Source organism: Flavobacterium sp. GP15 (genome assembly GCF_014281985.1).
Taxonomy (GTDB): domain Bacteria; phylum Bacteroidota; class Bacteroidia; order Flavobacteriales; family Flavobacteriaceae; genus Flavobacterium; species Flavobacterium pygoscelis.
Genome location: NZ_JACFTC010000002.1, coordinates 562075 through 574715, shown reverse-complemented (window position 1 = coordinate 574715; position 12641 = coordinate 562075). Strand labels below are relative to the sequence as shown.

Genomic DNA, 12641 nt, shown 5'->3' with positions numbered 1-12641 from the left:
TTTATTTTTTTAACAACAAAAAAGTCGTTGTTGCCAAAGACAATAAGGTAATAATAGTCCCCAAAGATTCTATTCCCGTTTTCCCCGTTCCCCAAGTCTTTTGTTTTAAAGGCTTAATATAGACATAATCATTGGGTTGTAAGTAATAATAAGGAGATTTCATTACATTAATATCCGTAAGATCTAAGTCATGCATCTCAACACCTGTTGGTGTTTTTCGCATAATAGTAACTGCTTTCCTATTTCCTGTAATTGTAATATCGCCAGCATTTGCAATAGCTTCCATAATATTTAAATGCTCCTGAAACAAGGTCTTGGTACCTGGAGTTCCAATTTCTCCGTTGATCGTATATCGAAAACCAGCCAATTTTACAGTGACAAAAATATTAGCCTCTTTATTAAAATATTCGGCTAATAATTGCTTTTCTACAAATTGTCTAACTTCATCTAATGTATATCCAATTACATTTATATTTCCTAATACAGGGATTCTAATATTTCCATGATCATCCACTGTAAAACCATCAAAATATAATCCTGTTTCAGATTTACCCGCTGAAGCTTCATTATTTGTAGTATTAAAAATACTCACTAATTTAGGATCAATCGCTTTTATAGTAATGCTCAAAACATCATTAATTTGCAAACGATACGGTTTAGATTCGACAGCAGAAATAATTTCTTCTGGCTGTGCATTATCTTTTTTCTGAAGATAAATTAAATCTTGGGTTGGTATGCAAGACGAAACCATCAGACCTATAATTAGCGACAAACAGAGTACGTATTTGCTCATTTTTACTGTTTTTATTAAGCAACAAATATAGCTTTTCATTTACGAATTTAAAGCATCACTATTCTTTAAAATAGATTAATTATTTTTAAACCCTTTTTCAAACGGAATTCTTTGCAAAATACTTCTTCCGAGTGTTACTTCATCCGCATATTCTAGTTCATCACCCACTGAGATTCCTCTTGCGATGGTAGATATGATTATTTCAGATTCCGCAATTTGTTTGTAAATATAAAAATTAGTAGTATCCCCTTCCATAGTCGAACTTAACGCAAAAATAATTTCCTGAACTGTGCCTGATTTTACTTTTTCTACTAATGAATTTATATTCAGTTGACTCGGACCAACCCCGTCAATTGGTGAAATTTTCCCTCCAAGAACATGATAAATCCCTCTAAACTGGCCTGTGTTTTCGATAGCCATAACATCGCGTATGTCTTCAACAACACAGATTAATTGATGATTGCGATTATTATTAGCGCAGATTTCACATAAAATACTGTCCGAAATATTGTGACAACTCCCGCAATACTTTATATCTTGTCGCATTGCAACAAGCGCTTGTGACAAAAATACAGTTTGGTCTTTGGGTTGTTTTAATAAATGTAAAACCAATCGCAATGCGGTTCGCTTACCAATTCCTGGCAACTGAGACATTTCATTAACTGCTTTTTCTATTAATTTTGATGAAAATTCCATAATTACAAAAGTAATGAATTTGAAAAATAGTTATTTTAAAAACTGGAGTTGTATTTAAAAGGAAAATAAAATGGATAATTTTTTAAAATAAAATGTCTTACAATATTCTTTGATCAATATGAGAGTTGAAATTTCAAATCAATTTGTAAAAGAAAATAGGAATTAAAACACTTCGATTTTAGTATTTCTTTTTTTATTAATCCTAAATATAATATCAGAAACCCTGATTCTAATCTTCACTTATAGTATAAAACAACATTTTTTTTGATGAAGTTGTAACTATCAGTAAAAAGAATTTAACACAATAATTATGTCAGTTAATAACAAAACCAATATTCTTATCTCCTTATTGCTTAAAATAAAGAAACAAGAATACTGACTGTATCATTAAGATTAAAAAAATATTGAAATTTAATATTGATTTGTAGCCAACAATACTAATGTACAAGCTATTTCTACCTTAATATCATTTAATTTTAATAACTGATAGAATTCTGGATTTTCTGTACCAGGATTAAAAATAACACGTTTCGGTTTTACCTCTACGATGTAATTATAATAATCACGTTGGCGAGTTGGATTTAAATATAAAGTAACCGTATCAATGTTTTTTATTGGAATAGCTTTCGTTTGAATTTTTATTCCAGCCACTTCACCAGCATTCTGACCTAATGCAAGCACTGAGTGTCCTTTATCAACCAACATTGTTATCGCTTTAAAAGCATATCGGTCTGGCTTTGTAGTAGCGCCAAGAACTAAAGTTTTTTTACTCTTTATCATTTTATAGAATTGTATTGCACAAAAGTAAGCAAAAAGGATTGTTGGTTAAACTATTTTAAGGATTACTTATAAGTCAATAAAAAACATTAGGTTAACGTTAAAAAGTAAAAAAAGAGTATTTTTGCTATCATAAAAAACAAAACATGGATTTATTTATTTATCTTTTTGTAGCTCTTTTTTCGGTGTTAAACCCTATTGGCACAGTGCCTATTTTTGTAGGATTAACTCAAAATGACACTAAAAAAGAACGTTCAAGAATTTCTTTATGGACAGCGATAAATGTATTTATCATTCTTATTGTTTCTTTTTTTATCGGCCAATATGTATTGATTTTCTTTGGAATTAGCATAGATGCTTTAAGAATTGCCGGAGGAATTATCATTGTGAACTCTGGATTCTCATTACTTTCAGGAAAATTCAATAAAAAGAGAGGTATTAACAAAAAAGCAGAAACTGACGCACAAAAAAGAAATGACATTGCCTTAACACCGCTTGCAATCCCAATGTTGGCTGGCCCAGGATCTATTTCTCTTCTTATTGCTTTTTATCAAGAACACAACGAAACAGTAGAGATTATTGTTTCTTCTTTAGCAATTCTTGCTATCGCTTTTACAATCTTTATCATTCTTAGGAGCGCTCATTATTTAGCAAAAATTCTAGGAGCATCAGGAATAGTAGCTATTTCTAGAATCGTTGGTTTTATAGTTATTGCGATAGGCATACAATATATTGTAAGCGCCATTATTAATATTATAAAGACTAATTTGTAATAGTAAATTTAGAAGCCCTATCAAGTTAAATAAACGAGATAGGGCTTTTAAATTTAATTTCTTGGCAAGAAAATTTCTGCCATCATACATCTGGCGCTTCCACCTCCGCAAGCTTCAATTGTGTCTAAACTAGAACTCAATATTTCGGCATGTTTTTCTAACTGTGTAATTTGTTTTGAAGTCAAAGATTGATGCGCAGCTGCACTCATCACCAAATACCTTTTGTCGTTTGTTCCTCTAACTTCAAGCATGTTTCCTGCAAAATTATTTACCTGATCTTCTGAAATCAAAATAACTTCTTTATTATTTTCCTTGAGATTATCAAGAACCATTTTACGTTCTTTTTTATCATCAATGCAATCCATACAAATAACAGCAAAAGTCTCTCCCAAACACATCATTACATTAGTATGGTAAATTAATTTGCGTTCTGAATCAACCGTTTGAAAAGCTTCAAAGATTACTGGCGCATAATCAAAATCTTCACAGAATTCAATAAAGAGCTCTTCGTCTGCACGTGGTGATAAAGCACAATATGCTTTGCTATTCGCTCTATCCAAAAGTAAGCTTCCTGTACCTTCCAGAAAGAAACCATCTTCTTCTGCAGAAGTATAATCTACAATATTTTGAATCATAAATCCCTTCTCTTCCAGCATATCTAAAATTTCTTCTCTACGTTCTTGACGGCGATTTACAGCAAACATTGGATATAGTGCTACATCTCCATTTTCATGGAAAGAAATCCAGTTATTCGGGAAAATACTATCAGGAGTATCCGGATTTAAAGTATCATCCACCACAGTAACATCTACTCCTACAGCTTGTAATTTCTCTACAAAAACATCAAACTCTTGTTGCGCTTTTGCATTTACAGTAGCAGGCAAAAGCCCATCTAGTACTTTTTGATAATAGTTATTTACTGCCGTTTGTTCATTCATACGAAACGCAACTGGGCGAATCATTAATATAGAATTTGTTGTTTGTTTCATAATTTTATTATTGGTAATAATGACATCTAGCAATGTTCATCATTGTTAAATTAATCTCTAATTAATGGCAAAGTAGAACATCTTAATAAACCTTCTTGCTTTGCAATTTCTGTATATGGAATTTCTTCTACAACAAATCCGTTTTCTCGCAACCAATTGTTCAAACGAGTAAAATTTCTTTCGGAGACAACGACATTAGTGTCAATAGAAAACACATTAGAATTCATATCATACATTTCATCTCTAGTAATTTGAAATAAATTTTCTTTTCCAAAAAGATTGACTAAAAACAGATAATCGGCTTCTTCGCGAAAACCATTTTTATATATAATTGCCTTATTATTACCTAATGGCTGAAAACAACAATCTAAATGCAAGGCATTATCACGAGCTTCTATTTTAGATTTAACTAAGTCAAATTCTTTGACAATTTTTTGAGGAAACAAGTCTCTAATATACTGAACCCCTAACATATTTGTTCTTGCTGTAATATAATCTTTATAATCACTTCCTTTATAAGTTCCTATAAAAATATAATCGTTCCAAAGCATAACATCACCACCTTCTATATGAACTTCAGACGGTGGACGTACCACTTTTTTAGGATCTATTTGATCAATAATATACTGTATCGCATCTATTTCTAGTTCTCTATTGGGCAATATATTTGATTTTACAAAAATGTCTTCAATAACAAAACTAATGTCTCTTGTAAATATCTGATTGTAATTTTCAATATTTTCTGGACGATACACAGTTACATCGTATTTTTGTAAAACATTTTTAAAGGTTTGCATTTCATTGACCATATCTTGCTCTTTTGGATAAGTACCCGCTAAAATATGCTCTAATGATTTGGGATCGTAAGCCTCGGCTACTTCGGGTACAGGCCCACTACTAACTGCCGAACCCAGTACGACTGCTCTAAGTCTTGAACTTTCGTTATTTATATTTAGTTTTAACATCATTTTGGATTTTAGCAAATATAAAAAAGCTTCACTAATTAGTGAAGCTTTTACATTTGAAATTATCTTTTATCGGATTCTTTAAAATCTCTTAAAGGATGACCTGTATAAATTTGTCTTGGCCTTCCAATTGGCTCTTTATTTTCACGCATTTCTTTCCATTGTGCAATCCAACCTGGTAAACGACCAATAGCGAACATTACTGTAAACATATCAGTAGGAATACCTAAAGCTCTGTATATAATTCCTGAATAAAAATCTACGTTTGGATATAATTTTCTTGAAACGAAATAATCATCAACTAATGCTGATTCTTCTAGTTTTTTTGCAATTGCAAGAATTGGATCATTAACACCTAAAGTTGATAAAACTTCATCCGCTGCTTTTTTAATAATTTTTGCTCTAGGATCGAAATTTTTATAAACTCTATGTCCAAATCCCATTAAACGGAATGGATCATTTTTATCTTTGGCTTTAGCTAAATATTTATCTGCATCTCCACCTGTTCTGTGAATTTCTTCTAACATCTCAAGAACAGCTTGATTAGCACCTCCATGTAAAGGTCCCCAAAGTGCTGAAACTCCAGCAGAAATAGAAGCGAATAAACCTGCATGAGAAGAACCTACCATTCTTACAGTAGAAGTAGAACAATTTTGTTCGTGATCTGCATGAAGAATAAATAATTTATCTAACGCATCAACAACAATTTGGTTTGGTTTGTAAGGCTCATTAGGTAGCTCAAACATCAATCTCATAAAGTTTTGAACATATCCTTTTGTATTATCGTAATAATTTAAAGGATAACCCATACTTTTTCTATAAGTCCATGTTGCAATAACTAAAAATTTACCCATCGTTTTACAAACAGCCTCATACATCTCTTTCTCATTCTCTGCATTTACAGACTTTGGATTGAAAGCAGTTAAAGCACTAGTCAAAGCAGCTAAAACGCCCATAGGATGAGCCGTTTTAGGAAAACCATCAATGATGCTTTTCATTTCTTCATTAACTAAGGTATATCTTCTGATATCTTTTTCAAATTGCTCTAACTGAACTGCAGTTGGTAATTCTCCAAAAATAACTAAATACGAAACCTCAAGAAAATGGCCTTTTTCTGCTAAATCTTCAATTGCATATCCTCTGTATCGAAGTATACCCAATTCTCCATCTAAGAAAGTAATTTTACTAGTACATGAACCTGAATTTTTATAACCTGGATCGAGAGTTATCATACCTGATAAATCACGTAATTTGCTAATGTCAATAGCTACTTCATTCTCACTACCTGTAATAATAGGCAGTTCAAATTTCTCGCTATCAACCTCTAATATTGCTGTTTTTGACATCATATAATTGGAATAAACTTTTAAAAATAATAATTTACCAAATCTAAGGAATTTAACATTAAATAAAAAGAGAATTGTACCTTCAATATGTTAAATATAATAAAAAACCCACCCTCTTTTGGAGGGCAGGTTTTTTATAAGTTAAGTACTATGTTTAAAGTTTTATTTTATTTTAAATGCATTTTTGCCCGGGAAATAAGCAGTATCACCTAACTCTTCTTCTATTCTTAATAACTGATTGTATTTTGCCATTCTATCGGAACGAGAAGCAGAACCAGTTTTTATCTGACCACAGTTCAATGCAACCGCTAAATCTGCAATAGTATTATCTTCAGTTTCTCCTGAACGGTGCGACATCACAGAGGTATACCCAGCATTTTTAGCCATATTAACCGCCGCAATAGTTTCTGTCAAAGTTCCAATTTGGTTTACTTTAATAAGGATAGAATTAGCAATTCCTTTTTCAATACCTGTTGACAAACGCTCTACGTTAGTTACAAATAAATCATCACCTACTAATTGTACTTTATCACCAATTTTTTCAGTCAATAACTTCCAACCATCCCAGTCATTTTCATCCATACCGTCTTCAATAGAAATGATTGGATATTTCGCTACTAATTCAGCTAAATAATCAACTTGCTCTGAAGACGACCTAACTTTTCCAGTTTCACCTTCGAATTTAGAATAATCATATTTACCATTTACACAGAACTCTGCAGCGGCACAATCTAAAGCGATCATGATTTCATCTCCAAAACTATAACCAGCGTTTTCAACCGCTTTTTGGATAGTATCAAGCGCATCTTCAGTTCCACCAGGAAGATTTGGCGCAAAACCTCCTTCATCACCTACAGCAGTCGAAAGACCTCTATCATGAAGTACTTTTTTCAAACTATGAAAGATTTCAGTTCCCATTTGCATAGCTTGAGAAAATGAAGTTGCTTTAACCGGAAAGATCATAAATTCTTGAAAAGCAATTGGCGCATCAGAATGCGATCCTCCATTAATGATATTCATCATAGGCACAGGTAATGTATTTGCTGACACACCACCAACGTATCTGTATAAAGGCAATCCTAATTCATTTGCAGCTGCTTTTGCTACAGCAAGTGAAACCCCTAAAATAGCATTAGCACCTAGATTCGATTTATTTGAAGTTCCGTCTAAATCAATCATCATTTGATCAATTAAATTTTGTTCAAAAATAGAAACTCCCAAAAGTTCCTCAGCAATAATGGTATTTACATTTTTCACTGCATTCAAAACACCTTTTCCTAAATAGGCTTTTCCTCCATCGCGTAATTCTACTGCTTCATGTTCGCCTGTAGAAGCACCAGATGGTACTGCCGCTCTACCTAAAATTCCATTATCTGTAATTACATCTACTTCAATTGTAGGGTTACCTCTTGAATCAAAAATTTGCCTTGCGTGAATTTTTATAATTATACTCATAATACTTCGTTTTTATATTTAAATTACAAATATATCCTATCTATTTTGATTGATTTTATGAAAACTACGAATCTTATTAACGAAAACGTTGTAAATTATTTACAATTAATCAGTTTAAACTATTAAAAGTAAAAAAAGATTCAAAAAAGAAATTATAGATGTAATCTGGTTTGTTTTTATACATTTTAGGATTGAATCAAATAGAGTCAATCCTAAATCTGTCTTTTATAAAAATAATAACTGAAATTATCTTTTTAGATTCTTAATAAATTCATCAAATAAATAAGAAGAATCATGAGGACCTGGGCTAGCTTCTGGGTGATATTGAACTGAGAAACAGTTTTTATTTTTCATTCTCATACCTGCTACTGTTCCATCATTAAGATGAAGATGCGTAATTTCGAAATCATCATTAGCTTCTAATTCTTCTTTATTTACAGCAAAACCATGGTTTTGAGAAGTAACTTCCCCTTTTCCTGTAATAATATTTTTTACTGGATGATTAATACCTCTATGTCCGTTGAACATTTTATAAGTAGAAATTCCATTCGCTAAACCAATCACTTGATGTCCAAGACATATACCAAATAAAGGTTTATTATTTTCAAGTATTTCTTTAGCTACTTGAATAGCACCAGAAAGTGGCTCTGGATCACCAGGTCCATTCGACAAAAAATAACCATCTGGGTTGAATGATGCTAAATCTTGATACGTTGAATCATAAGGAAAAACCTTAATATAGCAATCTCTTTTAGCTAGATTACGTAGTATATTCGTTTTTATTCCTAAATCAAGTGCTGAGATTTTATAAGTAGCATTCTCTTCTCCGTAAAAATAGGGTTCCTTAGTAGAAACTTTAGAAGCTAATTCTAAACCTTTCATATCGGGAACGTTGGCTAAAGCTATTTTTAGATCAGCAACAGACGTTCCATCTGTGCAAATTACTGCATTCATAGCTCCGTTGTCACGGATATAGCTAACTAATGCTCTTGTATCAACATCAGAAATGCATATAAGATTTTGTTTTGTAAAATAATCCTCTAAACTTCCTGAAGCATCTTCACGAGAATAATTAAAACTAAAGTTTTTACAAACCAAACCTGATATTTTGATACTTTGTGATTCTACTTCTGAATCATTCACACCATAATTTCCGATATGTGCATTTGTAGCTACCATTAACTGCCCAAAATAAGAAGGGTCAGTAAAAATTTCTTGGTAACCAGTCATTCCTGTATTAAAACAAACTTCTCCAAAAGTAGTTCCACTGATACCAATAGATTTCCCGTGGAAAATAGTTCCATCGCTTAGTAGAAGTATAGCGCTTTGTCTTGTTGTGTATTTCATTCGTTGATTTCTAAATGTTGTAAGGTTGTTTGAGACACACTATGCGTGTAACATTTGTAGTTAATTCTGGTGCAAATTTAATTTAATAAAATAGTGAAAGCAAAAAAAATAAAAAAATATATAATTTTAAACTTTCTTTATAAAAGTTGTTAGAATGGCACAATTTCAAACCTAGCCCTGATGGGAGCGGCATCCTTATTGCCCAGTGTTTGGGCGAGAAGATACAGCAAAGAGCAGGAAAAATTATCTTTTGAAATTGAAACTTCTGCTAAAAAAAAAAATCAAAAAAAAAGGATAAACTATAAATAGCTTATCCTTAATTTTTATTGAATGATTATCTTCATAATTATTCAGCAGCGTCAGTAGTAGTTTCTGTTTCAGCAGCTGGAGCTTCAGTAGCTTCATCTGCCTTCTTAGTTTTAGCACCACGACGGCTTTTTGCTTTCTTAACTTCTTTTTTACCACCATTGTAAAGTTCATTAAAATCTACTAATTCGATCATTGCCATATCAGCATTATCTCCTAGACGATTTCCAACTTTAATGATACGAGTGTATCCACCTGGACGGTCACCAACTTTAGCAGCTACGTCTCTGAACAAGTCAGTTACCGCATATTTGCTACGTAAGTAAGCAAAAACGATACGACGATTGTGAGTCGTATCAGATTTAGATTTTGTTATTAAAGGCTCAACAAATTGTTTAAGCGCTTTTGCTTTAGCAACAGTAGTGTTAATACGTTTGTGCTCGATAAGAGAACAAGCCATATTAGCTAACATAGATTTTCTATGTGCTGTCTGTCTGCTTAAGTGATTGAATTTTTTTCCGTGTCTCATGACGTGTTTTTTTATACTTTCATCTTGATGCTATCCGTTTTGGAGATCAAAATATGAAGTAATTTATTCTTTATCTAATTTGTATTTCGCTAAATCCATACCGAAGTTTAAATTTTTAATGGCTACAAGTTCATCTAGCTCAGTTAAAGATTTTTTACCAAAATTACGGAATTTCATTAGGTCATTTTTATTGAACGATACTAAATCACCAAGTGTATCAACTTCAGCCGCTTTCAAGCAATTTAATGCTCTTACAGAAAGATCCATATCTACAAGCTTAGTTTTAAGCAATTGTCTCATATGTAATGATTCTTCATCATACGATTCTGTTTGTGCAATTTCGTCAGCCTCAAGTGTAATTCTTTCGTCAGAAAACAACATGAAATGGTGAATTAGAACTTTAGCAGCCTCAGTTAAAGCATCTTTAGGATTGATTGAACCATCAGTTTTAATTTCAAAAACTAATTTTTCATAATCTGTTTTTTGCTCAACACGGAAGTTTTCAATAGCGTATTTTACATTTTTTACCGGAGTAAAAATTGAGTCTGTAAAAATAGTTCCAATAGCAGCATTCTGTTTTTTATTCTCCTCAGCAGGAACATATCCTCTACCTTTTTCGATTGTTAAGTCGAAATTAAGTTTGATTTTACTATCTAAATTACAGATAACTAGTTCTGGATTCAAAACTTGGAAACCTGAAATAAATTTTTGAAAATCACCAGCTGTCAATTGATCTTTACCTGAAACAGAAATAGTAACTGATTCATTATCTATATCTTCAATCTGGCGTTTAAAACGTACTTGTTTAAGATTAAGAATAATTTCGGTAACGTCTTCAACAACTCCTGAAATAGTAGAAAACTCATGATCTACACCTTCAATGCGAACAGATGTAATTGCATAACCTTCTAATGCTGAAAGCAAAACTCTTCTAAGTGCATTACCAACGGTCAATCCGTAACCAGGTTCTAAAGGTCTAAATTCAAATTTACCTTCAAAATCGGTTGAATCGATCATGATAACTTTATCGGGCTTCTGAAAATTAAATATTGCCATAAATTTCGACTAAGTCAATTATTATTTGTTGTACAACTCTACGATTAATTGTTCTTTAATGTTTTCTGGGATTTGAAGTCTTGCAGGTACAGAAACAAAAGTACCTTCTTTAACGTCATTATTCCAAGTAATCCATTCATAAACATGACTTGAATTAGATAAAGAACGTTCGATAGCCTCTAAAGATTTAGATTTTTCACGAACTGCAACTTTGTCACCAGGTTTAAGGTGGTAAGAAGCGATATTTACAACATCACCGTTAACAGTGATATGTCTGTGAGAAACTAATTGTCTAGCGCCTCTTCTAGAAGGAGCGATACCCATTCTAAAAACAACGTTGTCTAATCTTGCTTCACATAATTGTAAAAGAACCTCACCAGTAACACCTTTAGTAGCTGATGCTTTTTTGAATAAACCTCTGAATTGTTTTTCTAAAATTCCATAAGAATATTTAGCTTTTTGCTTTTCCATTAACTGGATTGCATATTCAGATTTTTTTCCTCTTTTTTTAGCCATCCCGTGTTGTCCAGGTGGGTAATTTCTTTTTTCGAAAGATTTATCATCTCCGAAGATTGCTTCGCCAAATTTACGAGCAATTCTAGTTTTTGGACCAGTATATCTTGCCATTTCTAAAAAATTAAATTAAGGTAGAGATTATGAATTCAGGTCATATCCTTCGATAATCGTATATTCTACCTAGTTATACTTAAATATATTATTAAACTCTACGTCTTTTTGGAGGACGACATCCGTTGTGAGGCATTGGAGTAACATCGATAATCTCAGTCACTTCAATTCCACCGTTATGCAAAGAACGAATAGCAGACTCACGTCCGTTTCCTGGTCCTTTTACATAAACTTTAACTTTTTTAAGTCCAGCTTCAAGAGCTACTTTACTACAATCTTCTGCTGCCATTTGAGCTGCATATGGAGTATTCTTTTTAGAACCTCTAAAGCCCATTTTTCCAGCCGAAGACCAAGAAATAACTTCACCTTTTTTGTTAGTCAAAGAAATGATGATATTGTTAAAAGTAGCAGAAATATGAGCTTCTCCCGTTGATTCAACGATAACTTTACGTTTTTTTGCAGTTGCTTTAGCCATATTACTTATTATTTAGTTGCTTTTTTCTTGTTAGCAACAGTTTTTCTTTTACCTTTTCTTGTTCTAGAGTTGTTTTTAGTTCTTTGTCCTCTTAAAGGAAGACCAGTTCTATGACGGATACCTCTATAACATCCAATATCCATTAAACGTTTGATGTTTAAAGAAACCTCAGAACGCAATTCTCCTTCAATTTTGAAAGTTGATACTGCTTCACGAATTGCTCCGATCTCATCATCATTCCAATCTTGAACTTTTTTATCTTGGCTAACTTGAGCTTTTTCTAAAATCTCAATAGCTCTACTTTTTCCTAATCCAAAGATATAGGTAAGTGCTATAACACCTCTCTTATTTTTTGGGATATCTACCCCTGCTATTCTTGCCATAATTATCCTTGTCTTTGTTTAAATCTAGGATTCTTTTTGTTTATTACGTACAATCTCCCTTTTCTTCGCACAATTTTGCACTCGGGACTTCTCTTTTTTACTGAAGCTCTAACTTTCATTTTGA

Annotated in this window: 15 protein-coding genes; 1 reads left to right on the top strand and 14 read right to left on the bottom strand. The window is 32.2% G+C overall.

Annotated elements, in window-relative coordinates; translation table 11 throughout:
• Window position 1: 1 nt before the first annotated feature.
• From H2650_RS06765 to H2650_RS06755, 3 genes are all read right to left on the bottom strand, one after another.
• Window positions 2–793: a polysaccharide biosynthesis/export family protein gene (locus H2650_RS06765; protein WP_188049972.1), complete on the bottom strand. Its 792-nt coding sequence runs from the start codon at window positions 791–793 to the stop codon at window positions 2–4.
• A gap of 75 nt (window positions 794–868) precedes the next feature.
• Window positions 869–1489, bottom strand: coding sequence for a recombination mediator RecR (recR, locus tag H2650_RS06760; RefSeq protein ID WP_188049971.1), 621 nt, complete (start codon window positions 1487–1489; stop codon window positions 869–871).
• Between the two features lie 411 nt (window positions 1490–1900).
• Window positions 1901–2266: a CoA-binding protein gene (locus H2650_RS06755; RefSeq protein ID WP_188050279.1), complete on the bottom strand. Its 366-nt coding sequence runs from the start codon at window positions 2264–2266 to the stop codon at window positions 1901–1903.
• Window positions 2267–2412: 146 nt separating this feature from the next.
• Here H2650_RS06755 and H2650_RS06750 point away from each other — a divergent pair, with 146 nt between their 5' ends.
• Window positions 2413–3039: a MarC family NAAT transporter gene (locus tag H2650_RS06750; RefSeq protein ID WP_188049970.1), complete on the top strand. Its 627-nt coding sequence runs from the start codon at window positions 2413–2415 to the stop codon at window positions 3037–3039.
• A 53-nt stretch (window positions 3040–3092) separates the two neighbouring features.
• Here the strand turns inward: H2650_RS06750 and ctlX are convergent, their stop codons facing one another.
• The 11 genes from ctlX to ykgO all read right to left on the bottom strand — a co-directional run bounded on the left by ctlX (window position 3093) and on the right by ykgO (window position 12636).
• Window positions 3093–4028, bottom strand: a complete 936-nt coding sequence (gene ctlX / locus H2650_RS06745) for a citrulline utilization hydrolase CtlX (RefSeq protein ID WP_188049969.1) — start codon at window positions 4026–4028, stop codon at window positions 3093–3095.
• 50 nt (window positions 4029–4078) lie between these two features.
• A complete protein-coding gene (locus H2650_RS06740) occupies window positions 4079–4993 on the bottom strand; it encodes a dimethylarginine dimethylaminohydrolase family protein (RefSeq protein ID WP_188050278.1) in 915 nt (304 codons plus the stop codon).
• A gap of 62 nt (window positions 4994–5055) precedes the next feature.
• Window positions 5056–6339, bottom strand: a complete 1284-nt coding sequence (locus tag H2650_RS06735) for a citrate synthase (protein ID WP_188050277.1) — start codon at window positions 6337–6339, stop codon at window positions 5056–5058.
• 162 nt (window positions 6340–6501) lie between these two features.
• Complete coding sequence (gene eno, locus H2650_RS06730) at window positions 6502–7794, bottom strand: phosphopyruvate hydratase (RefSeq protein WP_188049968.1); 1293 nt, start codon at window positions 7792–7794, stop codon at window positions 6502–6504.
• Between the two features lie 246 nt (window positions 7795–8040).
• A complete protein-coding gene (gene carA / locus H2650_RS06725; RefSeq protein WP_188049967.1) occupies window positions 8041–9141 on the bottom strand; it encodes a glutamine-hydrolyzing carbamoyl-phosphate synthase small subunit in 1101 nt (366 codons plus the stop codon).
• 346 nt (window positions 9142–9487) lie between these two features.
• Window positions 9488–9976: a 50S ribosomal protein L17 gene (gene rplQ / locus H2650_RS06720; RefSeq protein WP_188049966.1), complete on the bottom strand. Its 489-nt coding sequence runs from the start codon at window positions 9974–9976 to the stop codon at window positions 9488–9490.
• A gap of 63 nt (window positions 9977–10039) precedes the next feature.
• A complete protein-coding gene (locus H2650_RS06715; RefSeq protein WP_035668087.1) occupies window positions 10040–11032 on the bottom strand; it encodes a DNA-directed RNA polymerase subunit alpha in 993 nt (330 codons plus the stop codon).
• A 21-nt stretch (window positions 11033–11053) separates the two neighbouring features.
• Window positions 11054–11659 carry a 30S ribosomal protein S4 gene (gene rpsD, locus H2650_RS06710; RefSeq protein ID WP_188049965.1) on the bottom strand — a complete coding sequence of 202 codons (606 nt, stop codon included), beginning with the start codon at window positions 11657–11659 and terminating at the stop codon, window positions 11054–11056.
• 91 nt (window positions 11660–11750) lie between these two features.
• Window positions 11751–12134, bottom strand: a complete 384-nt coding sequence (rpsK, locus tag H2650_RS06705; RefSeq protein WP_024981527.1) for a 30S ribosomal protein S11 — start codon at window positions 12132–12134, stop codon at window positions 11751–11753.
• 8 nt (window positions 12135–12142) lie between these two features.
• Complete coding sequence (gene rpsM / locus H2650_RS06700) at window positions 12143–12517, bottom strand: 30S ribosomal protein S13 (protein ID WP_161644169.1); 375 nt, start codon at window positions 12515–12517, stop codon at window positions 12143–12145.
• A gap of 2 nt (window positions 12518–12519) precedes the next feature.
• The gene (ykgO, locus tag H2650_RS06695; RefSeq protein WP_008992256.1) at window positions 12520–12636 is read right to left on the bottom strand and encodes a type B 50S ribosomal protein L36; all 117 of its coding nucleotides are present in this window, start codon (window positions 12634–12636) and stop codon (window positions 12520–12522) included.
• Between the last annotated feature and the right edge of the window lie 5 nt (window positions 12637–12641).